This window comes from Streptomyces sp. NBC_01451 (genome assembly GCF_036227485.1).
Classification (GTDB): Bacteria; Actinomycetota; Actinomycetes; order Streptomycetales; family Streptomycetaceae; genus Streptomyces.
Genome location: NZ_CP109479.1, coordinates 4,928,457 through 4,953,060 on the forward strand (window position 1 = coordinate 4,928,457; position 24,604 = coordinate 4,953,060).

23 protein-coding genes are annotated in these 24,604 nt (G+C 71.2%); 14 read left to right on the forward strand and 9 right to left on the reverse strand.

Translation table 11 applies throughout. The features are described from left to right. The first annotated feature begins 65 nt into the window (after window positions 1–65). Window positions 66–1,787 carry a glycoside hydrolase family 13 protein gene (locus OG595_RS21615; RefSeq protein ID WP_329274305.1) on the forward strand — a complete coding sequence of 574 codons (1,722 nt, stop codon included), beginning with the start codon at window positions 66–68 and terminating at the stop codon, window positions 1,785–1,787. A 34-nt stretch (window positions 1,788–1,821) separates the two neighbouring features. On the opposite strand, the gene OG595_RS21620 is transcribed toward OG595_RS21615, so the two are convergent. Next, the gene (locus OG595_RS21620) at window positions 1,822–2,565 is read right to left on the reverse strand and encodes a DUF4142 domain-containing protein (protein WP_329274308.1); all 744 of its coding nucleotides are present in this window, start codon (window positions 2,563–2,565) and stop codon (window positions 1,822–1,824) included. 154 nt (window positions 2,566–2,719) lie between these two features. Here OG595_RS21620 and OG595_RS21625 point away from each other — a divergent pair, with 154 nt between their 5' ends. Beyond that, entirely contained in the window at window positions 2,720–3,304 is a 585-nt protein-coding gene (locus OG595_RS21625) for a GNAT family N-acetyltransferase (RefSeq protein ID WP_329274311.1), read from the forward strand. Window positions 3,305–3,331: 27 nt separating this feature from the next. On the opposite strand, the gene OG595_RS21630 is transcribed toward OG595_RS21625, so the two are convergent. After that, window positions 3,332–4,153: an IclR family transcriptional regulator gene (locus OG595_RS21630; RefSeq protein ID WP_329274314.1), complete on the reverse strand. Its 822-nt coding sequence runs from the start codon at window positions 4,151–4,153 to the stop codon at window positions 3,332–3,334. 266 nt (window positions 4,154–4,419) lie between these two features. Here OG595_RS21630 and OG595_RS21635 point away from each other — a divergent pair, with 266 nt between their 5' ends. The 8 genes from OG595_RS21635 to OG595_RS21670 all read left to right on the forward strand — a co-directional run bounded on the left by OG595_RS21635 (window position 4,420) and on the right by OG595_RS21670 (window position 11,321). Continuing rightward, the gene (locus OG595_RS21635; RefSeq protein WP_329274316.1) at window positions 4,420–5,208 is read left to right on the forward strand and encodes an ABC transporter substrate-binding protein; all 789 of its coding nucleotides are present in this window, start codon (window positions 4,420–4,422) and stop codon (window positions 5,206–5,208) included. 40 nt (window positions 5,209–5,248) lie between these two features. Further along, the gene (locus tag OG595_RS21640) at window positions 5,249–5,983 is read left to right on the forward strand and encodes an amino acid ABC transporter permease (protein ID WP_329274319.1); all 735 of its coding nucleotides are present in this window, start codon (window positions 5,249–5,251) and stop codon (window positions 5,981–5,983) included. Window positions 5,984–5,988: 5 nt separating this feature from the next. After that, a complete protein-coding gene (locus OG595_RS21645) occupies window positions 5,989–6,639 on the forward strand; it encodes an amino acid ABC transporter permease (RefSeq protein WP_329274321.1) in 651 nt (216 codons plus the stop codon). Continuing rightward, window positions 6,636–7,382 (forward strand): amino acid ABC transporter ATP-binding protein, encoded by a 747-nt coding sequence (locus OG595_RS21650; protein ID WP_329274324.1) that lies wholly within the window; start codon window positions 6,636–6,638, stop codon window positions 7,380–7,382. The genes OG595_RS21645 and OG595_RS21650 overlap by 4 nt, the downstream gene beginning before the upstream one ends. Before the next feature lie 315 nt (window positions 7,383–7,697). Next, window positions 7,698–8,669, forward strand: coding sequence for a sugar kinase (locus OG595_RS21655; protein ID WP_329274326.1), 972 nt, complete (start codon window positions 7,698–7,700; stop codon window positions 8,667–8,669). Between the two features lie 162 nt (window positions 8,670–8,831). After that, window positions 8,832–9,035, forward strand: coding sequence for a cold-shock protein (locus tag OG595_RS21660; RefSeq protein WP_006373337.1), 204 nt, complete (start codon window positions 8,832–8,834; stop codon window positions 9,033–9,035). Between the two features lie 285 nt (window positions 9,036–9,320). After that, a complete protein-coding gene (locus OG595_RS21665) occupies window positions 9,321–10,889 on the forward strand; it encodes a DEAD/DEAH box helicase (RefSeq protein ID WP_329274330.1) in 1,569 nt (522 codons plus the stop codon). A 144-nt stretch (window positions 10,890–11,033) separates the two neighbouring features. Next, on the forward strand, window positions 11,034–11,321 hold the full coding sequence (locus tag OG595_RS21670; protein ID WP_329274332.1) for an SCO5918 family protein: 288 nt from the start codon (window positions 11,034–11,036) through the stop codon (window positions 11,319–11,321). A gap of 117 nt (window positions 11,322–11,438) precedes the next feature. Here the strand turns inward: OG595_RS21670 and OG595_RS21675 are convergent, their stop codons facing one another. After that, window positions 11,439–14,564, reverse strand: coding sequence for a beta-N-acetylglucosaminidase domain-containing protein (locus OG595_RS21675; RefSeq protein WP_329274334.1), 3,126 nt, complete (start codon window positions 14,562–14,564; stop codon window positions 11,439–11,441). A 95-nt stretch (window positions 14,565–14,659) separates the two neighbouring features. Between OG595_RS21675 and OG595_RS21680 the strand changes: the two genes are divergently transcribed. Beyond that, a complete protein-coding gene (locus OG595_RS21680; RefSeq protein WP_329274336.1) occupies window positions 14,660–15,577 on the forward strand; it encodes an NAD(P)-dependent oxidoreductase in 918 nt (305 codons plus the stop codon). Window positions 15,578–15,656: 79 nt separating this feature from the next. On the opposite strand, the gene OG595_RS21685 is transcribed toward OG595_RS21680, so the two are convergent. From OG595_RS21685 to OG595_RS21700, 4 genes are all read right to left on the reverse strand, one after another. After that, window positions 15,657–16,232 (reverse strand): YdeI/OmpD-associated family protein, encoded by a 576-nt coding sequence (locus OG595_RS21685; protein WP_443073354.1) that lies wholly within the window; start codon window positions 16,230–16,232, stop codon window positions 15,657–15,659. A 139-nt stretch (window positions 16,233–16,371) separates the two neighbouring features. Further along, the gene (locus tag OG595_RS21690) at window positions 16,372–17,127 is read right to left on the reverse strand and encodes a hypothetical protein (protein ID WP_329274341.1); all 756 of its coding nucleotides are present in this window, start codon (window positions 17,125–17,127) and stop codon (window positions 16,372–16,374) included. Window positions 17,128–17,452: 325 nt separating this feature from the next. Beyond that, a complete protein-coding gene (locus OG595_RS21695; RefSeq protein WP_329274343.1) occupies window positions 17,453–19,708 on the reverse strand; it encodes an MMPL family transporter in 2,256 nt (751 codons plus the stop codon). An 85-nt stretch (window positions 19,709–19,793) separates the two neighbouring features. After that, window positions 19,794–20,021 (reverse strand): hypothetical protein, encoded by a 228-nt coding sequence (locus OG595_RS21700; protein ID WP_329274346.1) that lies wholly within the window; start codon window positions 20,019–20,021, stop codon window positions 19,794–19,796. 858 nt (window positions 20,022–20,879) lie between these two features. Between OG595_RS21700 and OG595_RS21705 the strand changes: the two genes are divergently transcribed. Genes OG595_RS21705 through OG595_RS21715 form a run of 3 tightly spaced genes read left to right on the forward strand, consistent with a single transcriptional unit; the run spans window position 20,880 to window position 23,415 of the window. Continuing rightward, window positions 20,880–22,040 carry an ABC transporter ATP-binding protein gene (locus tag OG595_RS21705; RefSeq protein ID WP_329274348.1) on the forward strand — a complete coding sequence of 387 codons (1,161 nt, stop codon included), beginning with the start codon at window positions 20,880–20,882 and terminating at the stop codon, window positions 22,038–22,040. Further along, window positions 22,037–22,753, forward strand: coding sequence for an ABC transporter permease (locus tag OG595_RS21710; protein ID WP_329274351.1), 717 nt, complete (start codon window positions 22,037–22,039; stop codon window positions 22,751–22,753). The genes OG595_RS21705 and OG595_RS21710 overlap by 4 nt, the downstream gene beginning before the upstream one ends. Continuing rightward, window positions 22,750–23,415 (forward strand): ABC transporter permease, encoded by a 666-nt coding sequence (locus OG595_RS21715; protein ID WP_329274354.1) that lies wholly within the window; start codon window positions 22,750–22,752, stop codon window positions 23,413–23,415. The genes OG595_RS21710 and OG595_RS21715 overlap by 4 nt, the downstream gene beginning before the upstream one ends. Before the next feature lie 106 nt (window positions 23,416–23,521). Here the strand turns inward: OG595_RS21715 and OG595_RS21720 are convergent, their stop codons facing one another. Both OG595_RS21720 and OG595_RS21725 read right to left on the reverse strand, forming a co-directional pair. After that, a complete protein-coding gene (locus OG595_RS21720; protein ID WP_329274357.1) occupies window positions 23,522–24,121 on the reverse strand; it encodes a GTP-binding protein in 600 nt (199 codons plus the stop codon). Continuing rightward, window positions 24,108–24,551, reverse strand: coding sequence for a DUF742 domain-containing protein (locus OG595_RS21725; RefSeq protein WP_329274359.1), 444 nt, complete (start codon window positions 24,549–24,551; stop codon window positions 24,108–24,110). Before OG595_RS21725 ends, OG595_RS21720 begins: the two co-directional genes overlap by 14 nt. Window positions 24,552–24,604 lie beyond the last annotated feature (53 nt).

Sequence of the window (24,604 nt, forward strand, 5' to 3'; positions counted from 1 at the left end):
CCGGCGAATTGGACAGAGTTGGGCTTGTCGTCCGCCGGAGAAGTGCCACAAAAAGGAGACAGCGAGTGCCCGAACAGACTCTGGACCTTTCCTCCCGGGACCCCGACTGGTGGCGCCAGGCCGTCTTCTACCAGGTGTATCCGCGCAGTTTCGCCGACGCCGACGGTGACGGGCTGGGCGACCTCAGGGGCATCACCCGGCGCCTGACGCATCTGAGCACGCTGGGCGTCGACGCCCTCTGGCTCAGCCCCTTCTACCCCTCCGAACTCGCCGACGGCGGCTACGACGTGGCGGACTACCGTGACGTCGACCCCCGCCTCGGCACCCTCGACGACTTCGACGCCATGGTCGCCGAGGCCCACCGGCTCGCCCTCAAGGTCATGGTCGACATCGTCCCCAACCACACCTCGCGCCGGCACGAGTGGTTCGAGGAGGCGCTGCGCTCGGCGCCCGGTTCCCCGGCCCGCGACCGCTACGTCTTCCGCGACGGCAGGGGGGCGCACGGCGAACTCCCGCCCACGGACTGGCAGTCGGTGTTCGGCGGCAGCGCCTGGAAACGGGTGGAAGCGGATCAAGGGCACCAGACGGACCATGCGGGCCGGACGGGCCATGCGGACCGGGTGCCCGACGGCCAGTGGTACCTGCACCTCTTCACGCCCGAACAGCCCGACCTCAACTGGGCCAACGAAGAAGTCCGCGCCGACTTCCTCACCACGCTCCGCTTCTGGTCCGACCGGGGCGTCGACGGCTTCCGCATCGACGTCGCCCACGCCCTCGCCAAGGACCTCGATGTGCCGCTGCGCGACCTGGGCGCTCCCGAACTGAGCGGCGAGCAGGCACTGGCCGCCCTCCCGCCCGGCACGCACCCCTTCTTCGACCGCGACGAGGTCCACGAGATCTACCGCGACTGGCGCAAGATCCTCGACGCCTACACCCCGCCCCGCATGGCGGTCGCCGAGGCCTGGGTCCCGGGCGCCCGCCGCGCCCTGTACGCCCGCCCGGACGAACTCGGCCAGGCCTTCAACTTCGAGTACCTGCAAGCGGGTTGGGACGCGGAGGAGCTGCGCGGGGTCATCACCGACTCGCTCGCCACGGCCCGCTCGGCAGGAGCCTCGGCCACCTGGGTCCTCTCCAACCACGACGTCGTACGCCACGCCTCCCGTCTGACACTCCCGCCGGGCACCGACCCGAACGCCTGGCTCCTGTCGGACGGCACCGCCCCGCCGGTCGACGCGGCGGCGGGCCTGCGCCGGGCCCGGGCGGCCACGCTCCTGATGCTGGCGCTGCCCGGTTCGTCGTACGTCTACCAGGGCGAGGAGCTGGGCCTGCCCGAGGTGGCCGACCTGCCCGCCGAGGCCCTCCAGGACCCGATCTGGGAACAGACGGCGCACACCGGCAAGGGCCGCGACGGCTGCCGGGTGCCGCTGCCGTGGACGACGACCGGGCCGTCGTACGGCTTCGGCGCGGGCGGGGCCTGGCTGCCGCAGCCGCCGGCCTTCGCGTCGTACGCCGTCGAGGCACAGGACGGGGTAGAGGGCTCGACCCTGGAGCTGTACCGCGCGGCCCTCGCCCTGCGCCGCCGTCTGCTGGACGGCGAGGACCTGACCTGGGCGGCGGAATCCGCCCCCGGCGTCCTCGACCTCACCCGCACGGACGGCTGGCGCTGCGTGACGAACCTGTCGGCCACGCCGGTCGAACTGCCGCCCGGGGAAGTCCTGTTGAGCAGCGCACCGCTGGAGGGGGACGGACGGCTGGGCCCGGACACGACGGCCTGGCTCGGAAGTTGAGGTCATGAGGATACAGGGGACATGAGGGCTGTATTCATCCCGCCGTGGGGTAGGTCGGGCTGGGGGAGGGGCTGAAGGCGTTGTCCGGCGGCGGGGTGAGGACGACGGTCGGGGCGCCCGGCACGGGGACGGGCGGGGTGACGTCGGAGGCGGGCAGTTTCGGCGGGGTGGTCTCCTGGAAGAGCACGGTGTCGAAATTGACGAGCCCCGTCTTCTCCATGACGGTGATGTGGTCGAGGACAGTGGTGTTGGCCTGGTCGGCGAGGGCGCGTACCAGCGTGTTCTTGGTGGTCGACCGGATCTTGGCGACGGTGTTGAAGATCGACCCGTGGGTGATGCGCAGGATGTTGGCGAAGTCGGTGTCGAACTGCGTCCCTCTGCTGTCCGAGGTCAGTGTGGAGATGAATCCCTGCTGCTGCGGACTGGGCAGGTTGGGAATGGTGACCCCGAGCTGCGGAGCGATCCGCCGCACGGTCGCGTCCAGCGCCGCGTGCCCGGCGACGAGATGCTGCCCGGCGGTGATGACGGCGGGGGAGGTCCCCTTCGCGATGGCCATCTGCCCGACCGGGTACTCCCAGAGCCCGGCCGCCCGCACCTTCACCACGAAGTCGCGGTCGGCCTCCGTCAACGGCCCGGTGGGGGTCTGCGCGACGATCCGCGTGGGTGAACTGGACACGTTCTGGACACCGAGCATGGCGGGATAGGCGAGCGCGGCCAGGGTCAGCCCCAACGCGCCACCCACGAATAGGGTGCCGGTCGAGCTTCGGTTGAAACGCACCTTGCCTCCTGAAGCGACGGGGAGTCGTCAGGGAGGAATACGGATACGGGTGGTGGCGGGAACCTTTCGTCTCCGTCAGGCCTCCGTAAAAGGTGCACCATGAAGGCGAACCCGGCGAAGACCGGGAACCGAACGAAAAGGTGGAGGGAAGAGCGTGGAGAAAACCGTCCTGGACGTGCCCGCCGCCCCGACCGCTCCCGCTCTTCGCCTGCGCCCCTGGCGTCCCGCGGACGTCGCCGCGCTGGTCGAGGCGTGCCAGGACCCCGTGCTGCGCCGCTGGACGAGTCATTCCGTCGGGAACGCCGAGGACGGGCTGCGCTGGATACGGAGTCAGCAGCGGGGCTGGGAGGCCGGCGACCGGTTCGCCTTCGCGGTCGTCGAGGACCGACCGGGTTCCGCGCGGGGGGAACTGGTGGGCCACGCGGTCCTCAAGGATGCCGCCCCCGGCAGGGAGTCGGCCGAGGTGGGCTACTGGACCGCGGCCCACGCGCGGGGGCGCGGAGTGGCCCCGCGCGCCCTGGAGGCGCTCACGGCCTGGGCCTTCGACACGTACGGTGCCCCCGGTGGCGCGGCCGGGCTCCAGCGCCTCGAACTCCTGCACCAGGAGGGCAACGTGGCCTCGTGCCGCGTGGCGCACAAGAGCGGGTACGGACTCGACCGCGTCCTGCCGGCCGAGCCGCCCGCCTTCCCCCACGACGGGCATGTGCACGTACGGCACAAGGCCCTCGCCCCCGCCTGAGGCCGAGCCGCTCCCCGGCAGGCGTACTCACGCCTCCGCGGCCCGTACCGTCCCGCCCAGGTCCTCCGTGATCGTCCGTGTCGCCGCCGCCAGGAGCGCGCCCAGTTCGGGGAGGCGGTCGCGGGTGACGCGGGCCGCCGGGCCCGAGATGCTGACGGCGGTCGTGACCTCGCCCTTGTGGTCGTAGACGGGGGCCGCCACGCAGCGGATGTCCTGCTCGTTCTCGACGTCGTCGACGGCGTAGCCGTGGGCGCGGATGCGGGCCAGTTCCTCGTGCATGCGTTCCGCGGTGGTGATGGTGGCCGGGGTGCGGGCGGGCATGCCCGCGGCGATCACCTTGTCCACCACGTCCACCGGGCCGTGGGCCAGGAACACCTTGCCGGTGGCGGTGCAGTAGGCGGGCTGCCGGCTGCCCACCCGTGAGTGCATCCGGACCGCCTGCGGGCTCTCGACCTTGTCGATGTAGACGATCTCCGGCGGGTCGAAGGTGACGAGGTGCACGGTCTCGCCGCTGTCCTCGGCGAGCCGGTGCAGGACCGGCGAGGTGATCTGCCGGGTGTCACGGCGCTCCAGGTACGCCTGTCCGAGCAGTGCGTTCTGCGGGCCCAGCCGGTAGCGGCCGGACTCGGGGTCCTGGTCCACGAGGCGGGCGTCCCGCAGCGGGCCGACCAGCCGCAGGACGGTGGACTTGCTCAGCTCCAGCCCGGCGGAGAGGTCGGTCAGCGTGACGCCGTGCGGATGGCCCCGGTCCTCGGCCAGGTACATCAGGATGCCCAGCGCGCGCCGCAGGGACGACGAGGCGTTGCGGCGGGCCGGGGATGTCTCGGGGGAGTCGGGTGTGTCGGTCACACCGGCATCCTAGCGTGCTGCATAGCAAAACGAGATGTCACATATTGAAATCACCCATTGACGACCGCGAATCCTCGGGGCTAACTTCTGCCCAACGTCCCGCGTTCTGCGAAATGGCGTTTTGCATAGCAAAACAATCCCCTGGTTTTGCTGCCCCACCTCTGGTGACCGTCGACGTTCGCCGCCTTCCTCGCCGCACTCCCCGAAGGGAACCCCTGATGAGCCTTCGTCACCGTACCCGCCCCCTGATGGTGATTTGTGCCGGTGTGACCGGTGCCGCATTCCTCACCGCGTGCAGCTCCGCCTCCGGCACCACCGGGTCCGGGGCGGCGTCCTCGACGCTCCAGGCGGTCATCAAGCGCGGCACGCTGAACGTCGCCAGCTGTCTGACGTTCCCGCCGTTCGGCTCGCTCAGCAAGGACAACAAGCCCCAGGGCTTCGACGTCGACGTGGCGACCGCCATGGCCAAGGCGCTCGACGTCAAGGTGAAGATCGTCGACACGACGTCCGCCAACCGCATCCCCAACCTCCAGACCAAGAAGGTCGACGCGGTGGTCTGCAACTTCACCACCACCGCCGAACGCGCCAAGCAGGTCGCGTTCAGCGATCCGTACATCGTCGCGGGCGAGGTCATGCTGGTGAAGAAGAGCAGCGGCATCTCGACCCTCGCCGACCTCACCGGCAAGAAGGTCGCCGTCACCAAGGGCTCCACCAACGGCGACGCGGTCAAGGCCGGCAACCCCAAGGCCACCATCCAGGAGTACGACACCTCGGCCGCCGCCGTCCTCGCCGTCAAGCAGGGCCAGGCGGACGCCATGGTCGAGGACTCCAACTTCCTCAACTACCAGGCCAAGCTGGACCCCTCCCTCAAGGTCACCAAGGACTCCGTCGTGCCGCTGGAGTACAACGGCATCGGCGTCCAGGCGGGCGACCCGACCTGGCTCCAGTGGGTCGACACCTGGCTGCGCGAGTTCAACACCTCCGGCGAGGGCGCCGCCCTCTACAAGAAGTGGTTCGGCGTCGAGCGACCGTTCCCCCTCAACCCCTCCTACTGACAGCCCCGTCGACCCGCTGACCTGTTGAGGAGGACCCGACGTGCTCACCGACTGGAACTACGCACTCCAGGACTGGCCCACCTACCTCGAAGCGGCCTGGCTGTCCCTGCGCCTGTCGCTGGCCGCGTTCGCCCTCGCCTGCGTTCTCGGCCTGCTCGGCGCACTCGCCCGCAGATCCCGCCACGCCGTCCTGCGCGCACCGGCCGCCGTGTACGTCGAGGTCATCCGCAACACCCCCGTGCTGCTCCAGATGTTCGTCGCCTACTTCGCCCTGCCCTCCGCGGGCCTCCACCTGACCCCCGTACAGGCGGGCGTCCTCGCGCTCGGCGTCAACGTGGGCGCCTACCTCACCGAGATCTTCCGGGCCGGCATCCAGGCGGTGCCGCGCGGCCAGAGCGAGGCGGCCCGCGTCCTCGCCCTCGGCCCGGCCCGCACCTTCGCGCACATCGTCCTCCCGCAGGCGCTGCGCAACGTCTACCCGGCCGTCGTCAACCAGCTCGTGCAGATCATCCTCGGCTCCTCCCTCCTCTCCGCCATCTCCGTGCCCGAACTCACCGGCACGGCCACGGTCATCAACTCCCGCACCCTCCTCACCGTCGAGGTCTTCGGCATCGCCGCCGTCCTCTACCTCGTCCTCACCAACCTGGTCGTCCTCGTGGCCGGCCTGATCGGCCGCGCGGCCTTCAGACCCCCGCTGCGCCCGGCCGCCGTACCGCCCCGCCCACTGGACGCCGTACGCCGGCTCCTGCCCGTACGCGTGCGAAAGGAGGCCTGAGCCCCATGGACTGGTCGGTCATCTGGTCGAACCGGGAACTGTTCACCTCGGGGCTGTGGGCCACCGTGCGGCTGTCCGCCGCCGCCATCGTCACCGGCACCCTCGCCGGGCTGGTCGTGGCGGGCGTACGGACCAGCCGGGTGCCCGTGCTGGCCCAGCTCGCCCGCGCCTATCTGGAGGTCTTCCGGGGCACCCCGCTCCTCATCCAGATGCTGTTCATCTACTTCGGCGCGGCCTACCTCAACCTCGCCGGCATCACCGTCTTCGGCGCCGCCCTGCTCGCCCTGACCCTCTACCAGGGCGCCTACATCGCGGAGATCTTCCGCTCGGGCATCGAGGCCGTACCGAAGGGCCAGTGGGAGGCGGCCAGGGTCCTCGGGCTCGGGCGGGTGCGCAGCTTCGTCTCCGTGGTGCTGCCGCAGACCCGGGCGATCGTGCTGCCCCCGCTCGTCGGCCAGTACCTGTCCCTCATCAAGGACACCTCGATCGCCGTCGTCATCGGCTACGTCGAACTGCTCCGCCAGGGACAGGCCGTCATCGACCGCGCGGGCGACCCGGCCACCACCTATCTCGCGGTCGCCGTCCTCTACTTCGTCATCTGTTACCCGCTGTCGCTCGTCGTGCGGCGGATGGAACGAAAGGCTGTCCTCGCATGACGACCGCTCCCCCTACGGGTATCTCCCTCACCGGCGTGCACAAGCGGTTCGGCGCGCTGGACGTCCTCAAGGGCGTCGACATCGACGTCGGGGCAGGTGAGGTCGTCGTCCTGATCGGCGCGAGCGGCTCCGGCAAGTCGACCCTGCTCCGGATCATGTGCGACCTGGAGCGCGCGGACGCCGGTGAGGTGTGGGTCAACGGCGTCCCTCTCCACGACGCCAAGCGCGCGCCGGAGATCTTCGGGCACGTCGGGATGGTCTTCCAGCAGTTCAACCTCTTCCCGCACAAGACCGCCCTCGGCAATGTGACGCTGGCCCTGCGCAAGGTCAGGAAGCTGGCGAAGGCGGAGGCCGAGGAGCGGGGGCGGTCCGCCCTCGAACGGGTCGGGCTGTCCGAGAAGGCCGACGCCCACCCGGCCCAGCTCTCCGGCGGACAGCAGCAGCGCGTCGCCATCGCGCGTGCGCTCGCCATGGACCCCGCCGTCATGTTCTTCGACGAACCGACCTCCGCGCTCGACCCGGAGCTCGTGGGTGAGGTCACCGGTGTCATGCGGTCGCTGGCCGAGGACGGCATGACCATGGTCGTCGTCACGCACGAGATGCGGTTCGCGAGGGACACGGCGGACCGGGTCGTGTTCATGGACGGCGGCGTCGTGCTCGAACAGGGCCCGCCGGAGCGGGTGTTCGGGTTTCCGGAACAGGCGCGGACTCAGCAGTTCCTGCGGCGGGTGCTGGAGACCTAGGGCCCGGGGGATGGACGGGTGGTTCTTTGGCCGCGGGGCGGTCGGGGCTGGTCGCGCAGTTCCCCGCGCCCCTGTCGGGGCGCTGTCGCGCGCCCTCCTTCACCGGGTCCGCTCGGATCAGCGGTCCGCTGGCCGGCAGCCGTCCGACCGCGGCCAGACCGCCGGTAGCCGCCCGTTCATAGCCGCCGTCGGCAGCCCTCTGCCGGTCGCCGCCCGTCGGCAGCCCCGGACGACAGTCTCCGGCCCGCCAGACCCCCGCCCGCAGACCCCCGCGCGCCCGCAGCACCCTCCGCCCGCGCTCAAGGAGCACCCCTCGTGTTCGTCCCGCCTCCGCGCACCTCTCCGTACGGCCCCGATGTCGTCTGTCTCGGGGAGACCATGGCCGTGCTGAGTCCGCCCGACGCGTCGTCGCTCGGCCGGCAGACGTACCTCTCGCTGGGTGTCGGCGGGGCCGAGTCCAATGTGGCCTGCGGGCTTGCCGTGCTCGGGCACCGGGCGGCCTGGGTCGGCCGGGTGGGGGCCGATCCGCTGGGGCGGCGTGTTCTCGACGAGCTCGCCGGGCGGGGTGTCGACGTGTCCGCCGTCGAGACCGACCCCGAGAGGTCCACCGGCGTCTACTTCAAGGACCCCGCCGCCGACGGCACCCGCACCTACTACTACCGCCGCGACTCCGCCGCCACCCTCATGGGCCCCGGCCTGGCCCGGCTCCCCCTGCTGGCCGCGGCGCGCCTCCTGCACGTCTCCGGCATCACCGCCGCCCTCTCCGACAGCTGCGCCGAACTGCTCACCGCTCTCGTCGTCCGGCGGGCGGTGCCCGGCCCCCTCGTCTCCTTCGACGTCAACCACCGGCCCGCCCTCTGGCGCCACCGCCCCGCCGGCACGGCGCCCGCCGCCCTGCTGGAACTGGCCCGCGCCGCGGACATCGTCTTCGTCGGCCGCGACGAGGCCGAGGCCCTGTGGGACACCGGCAAACCCGGGGAGATCCGGGACCTGCTGCGCCCGGCCCGCGTGATCGTCGTCAAGGACGCCGGTCACGGAGCGACGTCGTACGGGGCGGACGGCACGGAGGTCTTCGTGCCCACGCCCGCCTCCCGCGTCGTCGAACGGGTCGGCGCGGGCGATGCCTTCGCAGCCGGGTATCTTGCGGCCCTGCTCGAAGATCGGGATGCCGCGGCGGGGCTCACGCTGGGGCACCGGATGGCCGCGGTTACCCTGGGCACCCGTGAGGACGTCCCCACCGCTGTGGACCGCGTTGAGCTGCGGAGACTATTCCCGCCGGACGTGTGACATTGCCGCAGCCCCCTGCCGGCACGTTGTGTGCTAGCGTGGTTTTCAGTTGCAGTTGTGGTTCCCAAAGATTTCGGTGTTCTTCTCCGGTCGGGGCAATCATTCCGGCGACGCGGGGTCCGCACGGTGCGGGCCCCCGAGCATGCCCCAAGGAGATTTAACATGGCCACCGGTACCGTGAAGTGGTTCAACGCGGAAAAGGGCTTCGGCTTCATCGAGCAGGACGGCGGCGGCGCCGACGTTTTCGCTCACTACTCGAACATCGCCACCCAGGGCTTTCGTGAGCTCCACGAGGGCCAGAAGGTGACGTTCGACGTCACGCAGGGTCAGAAGGGCCCCCAGGCGGAGAACATCCTCCCCGCCTGATCCGCGTGATCCTGGCGGTCCACTAGTGGACCGACAACGACACACGTGATTGTGGCCGGGGCCCGCACCTAGGGGTGCGGGCCCCGGCTCACAGTTTTTTAGGGACGGTTTCGCGCCGGACTCCGGTTGCCCGTCCCTGGTTCTCAGGGGTTGATCCCCTTCACCGCTCGTTTCCTTTCGGCCCGTCCCCACGGCCCTTTTCGTCCTGTGTGCCGCCGCTCTCCCGCTGCGGACACTGACCGCTGCCGTGATTCTGTCGACGTGCCGCATTGAGGAAGGTTCTGCATGAACCGGTCGTTCGCCGACCTGGGCCTGCCGCCCTCGCTGCTGGCCTCCCTCACCGTCGAGGGCATCACCGTCCCCTTCCCGATCCAGGCGGCCACGCTGCCGGACACCCTCGCGGGCCGCGACGTCATGGGCCGTGGTCAGACCGGCTCGGGCAAGACCCTGGCCTTCGGCCTGGCCATGCTGGCCCGCCTCGCAGGACAGACCGCCGAAGCGGGACGCCCGCTGGCACTCGTCCTCGTACCGACCCGTGAACTCGCCCAGCAGGTCGTGGACGCGCTCACCCCGCACGCCCGCGCCATGAGCCTGCGGATGACCACGATCGTCGGCGGGCTGCCCATCGCCCGTCAGGCCCGTGCGCTGGGCGCCGGCACCGAGGTCGTCATCGCGACGCCCGGCCGGCTCCGCGACCTCGTCGACCGCCGCGACTGCCGCCTCGACCGTGTCTCCGTCACCGTCCTCGACGAGGCCGACCAGATGGTCGACATGGGCTTCCTGCCGCAGGTCACCTATCTGCTCGACCAGGTGCCGCGCAAGGGCCAGCGCATGCTGTTCTCCGCCACGCTCGACGCGGACGTCGGCCGGCTCGCCCGCCGCTACCTGCACGAGCCCGTGGTGCACCAGACCGACCCGCACGCCGGCGCCGTCACGACGATGGAGCACCACGTGCTCTACGTCGACGACGTCGACAAGAAGACGGTCGCCACCGAGATCGCCGCCCGCGACGGGCGTGTCCTGATGTTCATGGACACCCGGCGCAGCGTCGACCGCCTCACCAAGCACCTGCTGAAGAGCGGTGTGCGTGCGGCGGCCCTGCACGGCGGCCGTTCCCAGCCCCAACGCACGCGTACGCTCGCCCAGTTCAAGACCGGCGAGGTCACCGTGCTGGTCGCGTCCGACGTCGCCGCCCGGGGCATCCACATCGACGACCTCGACCTGGTCGTCAACGTGGACCCGCCCGGCGGCGCCAAGGACTACCTCCACCGCGGCGGCCGTACGGCCCGTGCGGGAGCCTCCGGCAGCGTGGTCACGCTGGTCCTGCCCGAGCAGCGCCGCGAGATGCGGAGCCTGACCCGGGCGGCGGGCGTCGAGCCGAACACGGCGAAGGTCTCCCCCGGTGCCGCGGAACTGACCCGCATCACCGGAGCCCGTACGCCTTCCGGCATACCCGTGGTCATCCCGGTTCCGGCCGCGACCCCGCCGTCCGCCCCCAAGGGTGACGGCTCCGGCGGCCGGTCCAGGTCCTCGCGGTCCCGGTCCGGTTCGGGCTCGGGAGCCGGTGCTGGATCCGGTTCGGGCTCGCGCTCCCGTCGCGGGTCCGCCGAGGGCGGTGCGGCCACAGCGCGCACGGCCGGCGGCGGCGCCGCGGGCAAGACCCGTACGACGGGCGGCGGCACCGCCAAGAAGGCGTCGCGTCCGACCGGTGGCGGTGCCAAGCCGCCGCGTGTGTCGGGCGGGAACCCGTCCGCCCGTACGGAGCAGGACCCCACCGGCGAGCCACGCAGCCGCCGGCGCCGGGCGCCCCGCAACAGGCGCCCGGGCTCCTCCGACGCACGTCAGGCCGGCTGACCCCAGCCCCGAGCCTCAGCGTCGTTCAAGCTCCACCCAGCCGGTTGGTGTCAGGCCGACCGGCGCCCGCGTCACCTGGCCCGGCACGACTGGCGGGCCCCGGAACAACTGACCCCGGACCCTTCTCTGACCTGCGGAGGCACCATGCGTTGTGTGATCGCCCGATTCCCGTTCGACCTGATCATGAGCGAGGTCACGCACAAGATGGACGGGGTCGCTCCCGAGCCCATCACCAGTGCGGCCGTCGGCATCGGTGGCGTGGACTACCCCGTCAAGCAGGTCGGCGCGGTCATCACCCGCCTCGACCGGCGGGACTTCACCGAGAAGGAGATGATCGCCGCGCTGAACCGGCTCGGCTTCACCTGCCGTCCGGCCGCGCCGGCTGCCCCGGCCCGTCCGGCGGTCATCGACCCGTGGGCCGAAATGCAGTAACGCTCCGCTGGTTGGGCGGTGCGTGGTCCGGCGGTGCCTTTTCGGCCGCGGGCGTGTGGTGGTTGCTCGCGCAGTTCCCCGCGCCCCTGAGGGGGGCGCGGGTGAACCGTCCGGATTTCAGTTGACCGGTACTCCCGTCACTGTCGCGGCCAGTGGGTACGCGCCCGTTTTCAGGGGTGTACCGACTTTCCCCGTCGCTGTTGTCACCGGTACGAGGGTGCCGGCGTCGGCCGTTGTGACGTAGGCCGTGTCGCCGTTCCAGTCGAGGGCGACGTCGAAGGCGGAGCGGCCGACGGTCACCGGGGTTCCCGGAGCGCCGGTCACCGTGTCGAGCGGGGTGATCGTGTCACCGTTGCTCGCGCTGACCCAGAGGGTGCGGCCGTCCGGCGAGACGGCGAGGCCGTACGCCTGGCCGGTGACCAGGTAGGTCGGGCGGGTGTCGTTCGTGGCGGTGTCGATGGGGGTGACCGTCGAGCCGCCGGAGTCGGACACGTACACCGTCCGCCCGTCGGGAGCCGCGACCACGTTGAACGGGTTCGGGCCGACCGCGATCGGCGTTCCGGCCCTGCCGGTCGCGATGTCCACCGGACTCACCGTGCTGTCGTGGATGTTCGCCACGTACAGGGTGGTGCCGTCCGGCGTGATCGCCATGTTCTCCGGGCCGTCGCCCACCGTGATCTTCGCGCCCGCCGTTTCGGTGGCGAGGTCGATCGGCTGGACCGCGTCGTCGGAGTAGTCCGCGACCCAGAGGGTCCGGCCGTCGGGCGTGAGGGCGAGGCCCGCCGGTACGTCCCCGACTGCCACGGTCGCGGTGACCTTCGCGGCGGCGACGTCGATGACGCTCACCGTGTCCGAACCCTGGTTCGCCGCATAGGCGGTACGGCCGTCCGGGCTGACCACGACCTCACCCGGGTTGTTGCCGACGGGGATCTCCGTCGACGTGCCGGAGGCCAGGTCAACCGAACTGACCGATGCGCCACTGAAGTTGGCGGTGAGGGCTCGTGCGGCGGCTCCTCCGCCGCTGTCGACTCCCTTTATCTGTACGGGAATTGATCGGCTCAGCAGGTCATCTCCGCTGACGGTGACCGATCTTGTGCCTGCTCCCGCCCCGCTCGCCGCCGTGAAGGTCAGGGTCGTGGTGGCCTTGCCGCCCGCCGGGACGGTGACCGAGCCGGACGACGGGGTGACCGTCAGGCCGTCGACCTCCCCGATCCTCCAGGTTGCCGTTCCGCTGGTGGTGGAGCGGTTGTCGGCGATGGTGAGGGTGGCTGTGGTGGTGGCGCCGGGGGTCAGGGAGAGGGATGTGGGGGTGAAGGAGGCGTCCGGGCCGGGGTCGGGGGCCGCTCGCAGGGTCGCGTCGAAGAGGAAGCGGTCCAGTACGCCGGGGGCGATCTGCTGCGGGACGGAGTCGAGTCGCTTGCGCTGCGACTGGAGGCGGGCGTAGAGGGTGGATACGGCGTCCGTGTCGCCGTTCGTCTGCGCGAGCATCAGCTGTACGGCCGTTGTGCCCGCCTCGCCGTATGCGCCCAGTTTGTCGAGCCAGGCCGAGGTCTCGGTCAGGAAGCGTGAGTTGGGGAGGTGGGCGCGGAGGTCGGCGGGGGTGGCGGCCATCGCCGTGAAGTAGGCGGTGAGTGCGCGGGCCGCCTTGTCGATGCCGTCGCCGGTCCCGTACGCGGTCGTGAACGCCTTGAGGAGCGGGGTGAGGGTCGGGGACTCGCCGGCGTCCAGGAGGGAGGAGTAGCTGTTCTCCGCGAAGACGCGGAGGGAGGCGGCCGTGGACCCGGGTGCGGTGGCGTCGGCTGCGAAGTCCCGCACCGAGGCCAGGAAGGCCGCTCGGGGGTCGTACGCCGTCGGGTTCCAGGCGTAGGACGCCGAGGTGAAGAGGGCGAGTTTGCTGGCCTCCGCCTGGATCATCGGGTTGGCGGTGATGCCCGTGACCTGGCCGGCCACGCCTGCCTCGCGGCCCGTGTAGGGGCCCAGGAGGAGGCGGCTGGTGGTGTAGTCGTTCACCGGGTAGTTGTCCCAGACGAGGATGGGGTGGCCGAACAACTCCCTTGCCTGGCGGGCCTGTTCGGTGCTGATCGTCGGCGCGATGACGCCGACGCCGGTCCATTCGACGACGACCGAGGGGTCCAGTCCCTCGCGCAGGGCGGTCTTGTACGGGGAGCCGGCGAGGTCCGAGTACTCGGTCGGGACCATCTCCAGCGGGGTCACGTCGTCGTGCGCGGAGACGAAGTCCTCGACGACGGCGTTGAGGAGCGCCGACTGCGCGGCGCCCGCCGCGCCGCCTCCGGTGCCGAACTTCTGCTCGTCGGCGGGGCAGTTCCACGCCGTGTAGCTGATGTCGTCCAGCGGTACGGCGAACGAGCGCACACCGATCGCGTACAGCGACTCGAACTTGGCGACCAGTGCCTTGACGTCGGCGGCCGAGGAGTAGCAGACCGAGAGGCCGGGCGAGAGGGCGTAGGTGAAGCGGACGTGGTTCGCCGTGGCGCGGTCGACCAGTTGCTTCAGGGTCGCCAGTTGGGCGGGCGGGTAGTCGTCGCGCCAGTTCGCGCGCAGATACGGGTCGTCCTTGGGGGAGTAGACGTACACGTTCTGTTTCGTGCGGCCGTAGAAGTCGAGTTGGGAGAGGCGGTCCTGTTGGGTCCAGGGGGCGCCGTAGAAGCCCTCGACCACTCCGCGCAGGGCGGTCGTCGGCCAGTCCCGGACGGTTGTGGCGGGGACCGAGCGATGGGTGACGAGCTGGCGGAGGGTCTGGGCCGCGTAGAAGGTGCCCGTGGGGTCGACGCCGGACAGGGCGACGGTGCCCTTGCCGGTGGCCAGCGTGTAGCCGCCGGAGGGGAGTCCGGTGGGGGGTTTAGCGTGCAGGTGCTTGAGCGCCTTTGCCGTGGCCGGGTTCTCGGTGGGGCCGCCGACGTAGACGGTGAGGGCGGCGGGGGGTGCCGGGCGGCCGGCGGCGACGGTACGGATGGTGCGGGCGCCGGCGTCGCGCAGTACGCGTTCGACGAGGGCGCGGGCGGCGGGGTCGGTGGCGTGGCCGATGACCTCGACGACCTGCTGCGGGACGGATCGGGTGCCGTGGCCGGGTCTCACCTGCTGGGGTGTCGGCCAGATGTGGGGGACGGTGGCAGCGGCGGCGGAGTGGGGCGTCGCCGCTGCGGCGGGGGCCGGGGCGGTGCCCAGCACACAGAGGGCCAGTGCGGCCAGGAGGCCGCTCGCTGACTTCAGTGTCGGGGTCACGGCCGGCTCCGGTTCACTATTTTATCCATTGGGCGGAATGCTGGTGGATGGATTCACCCGATGGCAAGACCTCATCCACTTGCTTTACTGAGCCCATGACCGACACCGAGACCCCCGCCTGCACCGTCGCGCTCTCCGTCGCCGTCCTCGGCACCGGCATCATGGGCGCCGCCATGGCGCGCAACCTCGCCCGAGCCGGCCACACCGTCCGGGTGTGGAACCGGACCCGCGCCAAGGCCGAACCGCTGGCCGCCGAGAAGGGCGTCCAGGTCTCCGGCACTCCCGCCGACGCCGTCCGGGACGCGGATGTCGTCCTGACCATGCTGTACGACGGTGCCGCCGTCCGGGACGTCATGCGCGAGGCCGCGCCCGCGCTCAGGGCGGGGGCCGCGTGGGTGCAGTCGACGACGGCCGGGGTGGATGCCATCGGTGAACTGGGCTCCATGGCAGCCGAGTTGGGGCTCGCCTTCTTCGACGCCCCGGTGCTGGGGACCCGACAGCCCGCCGAGGCAGGGCAGTTGCTCGTGCTCGCCGCCGGGCCCGTGGCACACCGGGCGGCCGTCGCGCCGGTCCTCGACGCGGTCGGCGCCCGTACGGTGTGGACCGGCGAGGAGGGGGCCGCGGGCAGCGCGACGCGGCTCAAGCTCGTCGCCAACAGCTGGGTGCTCGCCGCTACCAGCGCCACCGGTGAGGTGCTGGCCCTGGCCCAGGCGCTCGGCGTCGACCCGCAGAGCTTCTTCGACGTGATCGCCGGCGGTCCGCTCGACATGGGCTACCTGCGCGCCAAGGCCGGCCTGATCCTGGACGACAAGCTGACCCCGGCGAGTTTCGCGGTGTCCACGGCGGCCAAGGACGCCCGGCTGATCGTCGAGGCGGGCGAACGGAACGGTGTAAGGCTGGATGTGGCCGCCGCGAGCGCCGAACGGTTCCGGCGCGCCGCCGAACAGGGGCACGGGGACGAGGACATGGCGGCGGCGTACTTCGCCTCCTTCGAGTCCGCCGAGGAGAAGTAGGCCACCCGTCCCTTGCGGCTGCCGAGGTGCCGCACACGGCGTCCGGGTGATGGCGCTAGGGGGCTGTGGGGCTACGGGGCTACGGGAGGAGCTTCTCGCCCTTCGCCAGCATTGCCACGTACGTCTCGATCCTGCGTGCTCGGGTCTCGGGCCTCTTGGCGTCCTGGAGGCGGTACAGGATCGCGTAGCGGTTCTGCCGGTCCAGGGTCTCGAAGGACGCCGCCGCGGCCGGGTCGGCGGTCAGGGCCGCGGCGAGGTCGTCGGGCACCGTGGCGGTCCTCGCGCTGTCGTACGCCGCCTCCCAGCGGCCGTCCGCCTTGGCCCGGTCGATCTCCGCCAGGCCCTGCGGACGCATCCGGCCCTGCTCGATCAGGACGGCCACCTTGCCGCAGTTGACCTTGGACCACTTGCTGCGCGGCCTGCGCGGAGTGAACCGCTGGAGCCACCACTGGTCGTCGAACGCGGCCTTCTGGCCGTCGATCCAGCCGTAGCAGAGAGCCACGTCGAGCGCCTGGGCGTAGTTCAGCGCGACGATTCCGGGGCTCTTCTTGCGCAACTTGAGCCAGATGCCGGGCGAGGTCGCGTGGTTCTCGCCGAGCCATGCCTCGAAGGCCTCGGCGGACGGGAAGTCGACGGTCTCCAGATCCTGAGTCACCACGGCAGCGAATCACATCCGGCCGATGCGGTGGGCGCGGTTCGCGGGACTGGACATACCCGCGCCGCTCCGCCCGGCCGGTGGTCGGCGGGGCGGAGCGGCGCGGGGTGGGTCGGGGTGCCCGACTAGTGCGTCCGGGTCACTGAACCGTGGCTGCCGTACTCCCCGTTCCCGCCGCACTTCCCGGTGCGGGCAGTGCGGGCAGGGCGGGAAGCGGGGCCGGCGGGAGTTCCAGCGGCGGCAGTTCGACCGGGGGCAGGTCCACCGGCAGGGGCGGCAGGCTGCCCAGGAGACCTCCGAGGAGGCCGCCGAGGGTGTCGAGGAGGCCGCTCACCAGGCCCGTGACCGTGCCGAGCAGGCCGCCCACCAGGCCGGTCACCGTGTCGAGGAGACCGCTGAGGGTTGCCTGGAGCTGGTCCAGGAGGTCCGAGATCGGGTCGGCCATGGCTGCCGCCGCCCTGTTCGTCGTGCCGGTCCGTTCCGCCAGGCGCTGCTTGAGCGAGGCGTTCGCCGTCTCGACCGACTTGGCGAACCCGGCCGCCTGGGCGGCGGTCATGCGCCCCTTGGCGGTCTGCTCGGTGAGGTCGGTCAGGACGTTCAGTACCGGGGCGAGTACGTCGCCGCGGTCGGCGCGGTCGAGGGCGCCGAGCCGCTTGAGCATCCGGTCCGCGTACGAGGAGCCCGTGGCGGAGGCAGAGGCCGCCAGGGAGGCGGCGGACTTGGTGGACCACGACGTGTGGGCGCCGATGGAGGCGTAGGCGTCCCGGCCGGCGTCGGTGACGGCGACGGCCGTGCCCACCGGGCCGAATATCAGCGCGGCACAGACGACGGACGACGGGAGGAGGAGCCCGCGGGAGCGGGGGCCGAGGCCGGAACGGGATACGAGGGCGCGCATGCGCAGTCCTTTCGAGAGCTGCTCTCTTTGGACCCACGGTGAGAACACCGGCGACCCACCGCAACCGCTCGCGGACTCTCAGTAATCTCCGCCTCGCTCCCCGAGACCCCGCTGACCAGCGCCTTTCCCCGGTGCATCGTGGTGGTTCGCGGCTCGGAGCCATTCGGCTGACGGGGGAGCTTCTTCCTCGGACAGGGGTGTCCCGGGGCCGGCGGCGGACGGGGGGAGTCGTCCGTCGCCGGCCCCGGGACATGCGCCGTTCCCCGTCCCCACGGGTTCGGCGCCGGGGCCGCCTCCCGCTGTGGAGGCGGCCCCGGTACGGGGGTCAGTCCCGCCGGTCGGGCACGAGCACCGGAGTCGGGCCCGGAGGCGGGACCGGCATGGGTGCCGAGTCCGAGGCCGAGCCAGGGTCCGTCGGCGGAGTCGAGCGGTGTGTGAGGGCCTCGCCCTCCACGTCGACCCGGGGCAGGATCCGGTCGAGCCAGCCGGGCATCCACCAGGCGGCCTTGCCGAGCAGGGCCAGCACGGCGGGGACCAGGGCCATGCGGACGACGAAGGCGTCGAACAGGACCGCGATGGCGAGCCCGAAGCCGATCATCTTGATCATCGACTCGCCGGCCCCGATGAACCCGGAGAAGACGGCCATCATGATCAGCGCGGCGGCGACCACGACCCGTGCGCTGTACCGGAACCCGGTCACGACCGCCTGCTTGGGTCCGTCGCCGTGGACGTAGGCCTCCCGCATCCGGGCGACGAGGAACACCTCGTAGTCCATGGCCAGTCCGAAGACGATGCCCACCAGGAAGATCGGCATCAGGCTCATGATCGGGCCGGTCGTCTCGACGCCGAGGAGCGAGGCGCCCCAGCCCCACTGGAAGACCGCGATGACGGAGCCGAGCGCGGCCAGCACCGACAGGAGGAAGCCGAGGGCCGCCTTCAGCGGGACCAGGATCGAGCGGAAGACCAGGAGCAGGAGCAGGATCGCCAGGCCCACGACCACGATCAGGTACGGGACGAGCGCGTCCTGGGTCTTCTGCGCGACGTCGATGTTGAGGGCGGTGGTGCCGGTGACCTCGAACTCGGCGCCGGTGGCACCCTCGGTGGCCGGGCGTTCCGACCTGATGGTCTTGACGAGGGACTTGGTCTTCTCGTCGGTGGGGGAGGTGGCCGGGACCGCGGAGAAGACGGCGGTGTCGCCCGCGCTGTTGAAACGGGCCGGGGAGACGGACACCACGCCGTCCGTGGCGGCGATCTTCTTCTCGATCGTCGCGACCGCGGCCTTGGGGTCGCTCGCGCCCCTGGCGTCCACGACGATCGCCAGCGGACCGTTGAAGCCGGGGCCGAAACCGTCGGCGAGGGCGTCGTAGGCGCGGCGCTCGGTGGTGGACGTCGGCTTGGCCTCGTCACCGGGCATGCCCAGCTGGAGGTCCAGCACGGGTATCGCCAGGGTGCCGAGACCGGCGACGGCGGCGAGGAGTACGGGGACCGGGCGGCGCAGGACGAAACGGGCCCAGCGGCTGCCGCCGTTGTTCCGGGTGTCCTCCTTGGTGTGGCCGCGCCCGCGGGTCCGGCGGGACAGGACGGCGTTGGGCCAGAAGCCGAGGAGGGCCGGGACGAGGGTGAGGGCGATCAGCACACCGACGACGACCGCGCCGGCTGCCGCGAGCCCCATCTTCGTCAGCATCGGAATTCCGACGACCGACAGTCCCGCGAGGGCGATCACGACAGTGAGGCCGGCGAAGACGACCGCCGAACCGGCGGTACCGGTCGCGAGGGCGGCGGCTTCCTGGGGCGCGTGCCCCTTCGTACGCTCCTCCCGGTAGCGGGAGACGATGAACAGTGCGTAGTCGATACCGCAGGCCAGGCCCAGCATGGTGGCGAGGGTGCCGGTCGTCTCCGACAGGCCGAAGGTACTGGCCACGGCCATGATCCCGGCCATGCTGATGCCGACGCCGAGGACGGCGGTCAGCAGGGGGAGCCCGGCGGCGGCCATCGAACCGAAGGTGATGAGGAGCACGACGGCCGCGATGGCGATACCGATCGCCTCGGCCGCACCGCCCGCCGACGGCTGGGTGGCGAGGGCGTCCCCGCCGACCTCGACGGTCATCCCGGAGGCCCGGGCCGTGTCGATGGCGTGTTCGAGGGATGTCTTGTCGGCGTCGGTGAGGTCGTCGGCCTTCGCCTTGAAGGTGACGGTGGCGTACGCGGTCGTCGCATCCTCGCTGATCGCCTTCGCCTGGAAGGGGCTCACCGCGGAGGCGACCTGGGCGCCCTTGCCCGCGTCCGTCACGAGCTTCTGGATCACCGCGCGGTTCTCGGTGGCGGTGACCTTCTCACCGGCCGGGGCGATGAACACGATCCGGGCGCTCGCCCCGTCGGCGGCGGCCCCCGGGAAGCGCTGCTCCATGAGGTCGAACGCCTTCTGGGACTCGATCCCCGGCATGCTGTTCTGGTCGTCGGGGGCGGCGGGCGCCGACGCGGCACCGAAGCCGACGGCTGCGAGTACGGCCACCCAGAGGAGTAGGAAGGACCACCGTCGGCGGAAGGACAGGCGGCCGAGTTTGTAGAGGAACGTAGCCACGGCGGGGCTCCAAGGTCTGCGGCTGTACGGGCAGAGGGAGGGGACGGAGTGGGAGGCGAGGGGTGGGGCCCTTTCGGAGAGGGCGTCAGATCTTCTGCCGGTGCGCCCCGTTGCCCTGCTGGCTGTGCCGACTCTGCTGCCGGCCGCGGCTCTTGAAGAGGCTGACGCCCGCGCCGAGCGAGACGACCCCCATACCGACACCGGTCATGACGCCCTGCGTTCCGTCGACGACGAACGGCGCGACGGCCGCGACGGCGAGGTTGAACAGGAACAGGAACCAGAGGACGGGCTTGGAGGCGAGCAGGGACTTCATGGGGGGGCTTCCTTCCGGATGAGGCCCAGAAAGGGCCAGGTGGGAGAGGTGGGAGAGGTGCTTGGGGAGGCGTTTGCTTCCGAGATCAACGATCCCGGGAACGCCTCTCCGCCACGAGGGGGTGCTCTCCCGAACCCGGGGTGTAGCCCGCTACACCTTCGCGAGCAGGGAGGGCCGATGAAGGCCTCGAATCACGACGGGTCCCGCGATTTCGTGGCGATGCGCAGTTCGCGTGAGCTCTTCCTCGGCAGTGCGTGGATCACCTCTTCGAGGTGGTCGCGGAAGTACCCCGGGCAGCACCCGCATCCAGGGATGCCGCACGCCTGCGCCGGAAACGGCTCCGCCAACCGGCGCAGCGGCCCGTACGCCAGAAGCTTCCACCGGGAGAAGGCCCTCCGTCGTCGACTCCGGCCAGTGGCGGCTCGGTTCGAGCCGGCGGATGTCGGCCGTGCAGGACCCGGAGAGACGGGGGACGGAGGCGTACCGCTGCCGGTTGTGCTGCCCACGGACGGGAATCCCGCCCCGCAGGGCGGACGGGCGCCTACGCGGCACTGCCCTTTCGGTCGTCGGTCATGGGAGGGAACGTACAGTCCGAGGTGGCGGGGCACCACGGAATAACAGACAGACAGGTCGGCAGGCAGGCCGACGGACGTGCGGGCCTGGTGCCGGGGGCTTGTCCGGCCCAGGAGTAGGTGGAGGGCCGCCGCGCGCCGAGCGGCCGTCAGCAGGACTCGCGGAGCGGGCCTCTCCCGCGAAAACGTCCGAAACGTACGAGGTTTAGACTCTCCCCGCAACGGCCCGAAACTCGGCTGGTCAAGAGTGGGCGGAAACAGCCAGACCCGAAGGGTATTCGGCGTTTTGATACGGATAGATTCAGTCACCAAGCGGTACCCCGACGGCACGGTGGCCGTCGACCGGCTCTCCCTCGACATACCGGACCGTTCGATCACCGTCCTCGTCGGCCCCTCGGGCTGCGGCAAGACGACCACCCTGCGGATGATCAACCGGATGGTCGAGCCCAGCGAGGGCACGATCCTCATCGACGGCGTCGACAGTCGTGAGCAGCCGGTCAACACCCTGCGCAGGTCCATGGGTTACGTCATCCAGAACGCGGGGCTCTTCCAGCACCGCACGATCGTCGACAACATCGCCACCGTGCCCCGGATGCTCGGCTGGAGCAAGGACAAGGCCCGTGCGAGGGCGCGGGAACTGATGGAACGGGTGGGGCTCGACGCCTCGTTCGCCAAGCGGTACCCCTACCAGCTCTCCGGCGGCCAGCAACAGCGCGTCGGCGTGGCACGGGCCCTCGCCGCCGATCCTCCGGTGCTGCTGATGGACGAGCCGTTCTCCGCCGTCGACCCCGTGGTACGCAAAGGGCTTCAGGACGAACTCCTGCGCATACAGGAGGAGTTGGGCAAGACCATCGTCTTCGTCACGCATGACATCGACGAGGCCGTCAAGCTCGGCACGATGGTCGCCGTACTGCGCACCGGCGGCAAGCTCGCCCAGTTCGCGCCGCCCGCCGAGCTGCTGTCCGACCCCGCCGACGCGTTCGTCGAGGACTTCCTCGGCGCCGACCGGGGCATCCGGCGGTTGTCGTTCTTCTCGTCGGGGGGACTTGAGCTGCTCACCACCCCGATCGTCGCGGTCGACGCCACCGCCGAGCAGATCGCCGCGCGCGGTGCGACCGACGTCCCCTATCTCCTCGTCACCGGGCTGGACGGCCGTCCGCTCGGCTGGAGCGAGCCCGGCAAGCTGACGGCCGGACAGGTCGACGCCGGCCAACTGCTGCCCTACGGGCGGCCGTTCGTCGCCGGACGGGACTCGCTGCGCGCCGCGCTCGACTGTGCCGTCCTGTCGCCCACCGGCTGGGCGGTCGCCGTGGACGCCGAGGGCCGGGCCGCCGGAGTCGTCTCGCAGGCGGCCATCGGCGAGGCCATCCGCGGCGCCCACGCCCACGCGGCAGGCCGTGCGGAGACACCTGCCGGGGCGGGCTCCCAGAAGGCCCCCACCCGGTGAACCGCTTCTTCGACATCCCCAGCGACCTCCAGCACGACTGGCTCGGCCTCATCGGCCTCCATCTGCGCGAGGCCCTGCTGCCGGTGCTCGGCGGGCTGCTGCTGGCCCTCCCGCTGGCCCAGTTGTGCGTGCGGCTGCGCTGGCTGTACCCGCCCGTGCTGTGGGTGACGACCGTGCTCTACGCCATCCCGTCCCTCGCCTTCTTCGTCGTCCTCATCGACTACACGGGGCAGACCGAACTGACGGTGATGATCCCGCTCACCGTCTACAGCCTCGTCGTGCTCGTCCCCGCGATCGTCGACGGCGTCCGTTCGGTCCCGCAGGAGACCCTCGCCGCCGCGACCGCCATGGGCTTCGGACCCGTACGCCGTTACGTCCAGGTCCAGTTGCCCATCGCGGTGCCCGCCATCATCGCCGGTCTGCGGATCGCGACCGTGTCCAGCATCAGCCTCGTCAGCGTCGGCATGCTGATCGGCAACCAGGGCGCGCTCGGCAACCTGCTCCACGACGCGCAGATCTACAACCGGCCCGAACTCGCCTGGAACTCCGTGATCACCAGTGCCGCCCTGGCGGTGCTCGCGGACGCCGCGCTGGTCGTCGTACGCGTCCTGCTCACCCCCTGGATGCCGGGCGTCAAGCGCGGCGCGGAGTCCAGGCCCACCGGGGTCCGGCCCGAGCAGGCCGTGCCCGCCCTGGAGGACGCAGCCCGGTGAACGTCATCAACTACATCCACGCCTTCTTCGACGACAGCGCCCACTGGAGCGGGTACGACGGCATCCCCACCCGGCTGTGGGAGCACGTCCAGTACTCCCTGGAGGCGCTCGCCATCGCCGCCGCGATCGGGCTGCCGATCGGCCTGCTCACCGGTCACTACGGGCGGGGCGGCAACGTCCTCTCCCTGGTGGCCACCGCGGGCCGCGCACTGCCCACCTTCGGTCTGCTGGTGGTGACGACCCTCGCGCTCGGGTTCGGCATGCTGCCCGTGATGATCCCGCTGGTCGTCCTCGCCGTACCGCCGATCCTCGTCACCACCTACGAGGCGATGCGCTCCGTGGACCCGCCCCCCGTGGACGCCGCGCGGGGCATGGGCATGCGGGAGTCCGACATCCTGCTGCGCGTCGAACTGCCCGTCGCGCTCCCGCTGATCCTCGGCGGGCTGCGCTCGGCGGCCATCCAGATCGTCTCCACGGCCACCATCGCCGCGTACGTCAGCCTCGGTGGCCTCGGCCGCTACATCGTCGACGGTCTCTACCAGCACAACTACGAGAAGGTGGTGGGCGGCGCCACCCTGGTCGCCGGCATGGCCCTCGCGACGCTGGGGCTGTTCTGGGTGGCGGGCCGGGCGGCGGTCTCTCCCGGCGTACGCCGGGGTTGAGGGGCGCGGGGCCGCATCTATGTGCGGCTCCGCCGCGTGGGCGCGACCAGCCACAACGGGCCCGCGGTTCCCCACAACCGTAAGCAGGCAGGTGTACGTACGGTGCCTACCCCCCGCTCCGGGCCAGCGCCTGCTCCAGCACGACCAGCAGAGCGTCCCGTACCGAGCCTCGTTCGCGGGCGTCGAAGACGAGCAGCGGGACGCCCTCGGACACGTCGAGGGCCCAGCGGACCTCGTCCAGCGTGTGCGCGGTCTGGCCGTCGAAGGCGTTCACGGCGACGGCGAACGGGATCTGCTTGTGCTCGAAGTAGTCGACGGCGGCGTAGCAGTCGTCGAGACGGCGGGTGTCCACGATGACCAGCCCGCCGACCGCGCCCTCCACGATGTCGTCCCACATGAACCCGAACCGCTCCTGGCCGGGCGTGCCGAACAGGTACAGCTTCAGCGTCGGGTCGATGGTGATGCAGCCGAAGTCCATCGCGACCGTGGTGGTGGTCTTGGTCGGGGTGTGGCTGAGGTCGTCCACGCCCGCCGCGACCTCGGTGATGGCCGCCTCGGTGGTCAGCGGCTCGATCTCGGAGATCGAGCCGACGGCGGTGGTCTTGCCCACGCCGAAGCCACCAGCGATCACCAGTTTCACCGGCAACGGCGGCCGTACGGCGGCCTGTCCGGCCGAGGTGCGGACCAGCGGTTCAGTCGGTGTCACGGAGTACCCTCCGGGAGTCGGGGATGGCCCGCAGGCCATCGATAACCCTGCGCAGAACGGATGCGTCGTGGGTGACGCCGGAGTCGGGCACGTGCACCGTCAGTTGCCCGGCCGTCCGGAGATCCTCGGCGAGGACCCGCACCACGTTCAGGTGCAGCCGCAGCCTGGCCGCGATCTCCGCGATGGACTGCGGTACGCGGCAGGCGGCGACGATGTCGTGCTGTTCGAAGGAGAGCCGGTGGAGCGCGTCCAGCCCGCCGGTGGTGGCCACCAGCTGGGTCTCCACGGGCATCGTCCGGCCGGACGCCGCCTCGCCCGCGGCACCCGCGACCCGGCCGGCGGTGACCAGGAAGGGCCGGACGGCGGGTGCGGGGCCGACGGGGGCGACTCCGCCCTCGCCGGCCCCGCGCGGTGTGCGGCCGTCCGCCATCGGTGTTCGCTCTCTCTACGTCTTTCTGCGGTCTCTCTGCGGTCTCTCAAGGG

Bases quoted from the DNA above. Each gene is read 5' to 3' on its own strand.
- OG595_RS21665 (WP_329274330.1), top strand. From the start codon at position 9,321: ATGAACCGGTCGTTCGCCGACCTGGGCCTGCCGCCCTCGCTGCTGGCC.
- OG595_RS21725 (WP_329274359.1), bottom strand. From the start codon at position 24,551: ATGGCGGACGGCCGCACACCGCGCGGGGCCGGCGAGGGCGGAGTCGCC.
- OG595_RS21645 (WP_329274321.1), top strand. From the start codon at position 5,989: ATGGACTGGTCGGTCATCTGGTCGAACCGGGAACTGTTCACCTCGGGG.
- OG595_RS21680 (WP_329274336.1), top strand. From the start codon at position 14,660: ATGACCGACACCGAGACCCCCGCCTGCACCGTCGCGCTCTCCGTCGCC.
- OG595_RS21700 (WP_329274346.1), bottom strand. From the start codon at position 20,021: ATGAAGTCCCTGCTCGCCTCCAAGCCCGTCCTCTGGTTCCTGTTCCTG.
- OG595_RS21660 (WP_006373337.1), top strand. From the start codon at position 8,832: ATGGCCACCGGTACCGTGAAGTGGTTCAACGCGGAAAAGGGCTTCGGC.
- OG595_RS21650 (WP_329274324.1), top strand. From the start codon at position 6,636: ATGACGACCGCTCCCCCTACGGGTATCTCCCTCACCGGCGTGCACAAG.
- OG595_RS21690 (WP_329274341.1), bottom strand. From the start codon at position 17,127: ATGCGCGCCCTCGTATCCCGTTCCGGCCTCGGCCCCCGCTCCCGCGGG.
- OG595_RS21670 (WP_329274332.1), top strand. From the start codon at position 11,034: ATGCGTTGTGTGATCGCCCGATTCCCGTTCGACCTGATCATGAGCGAG.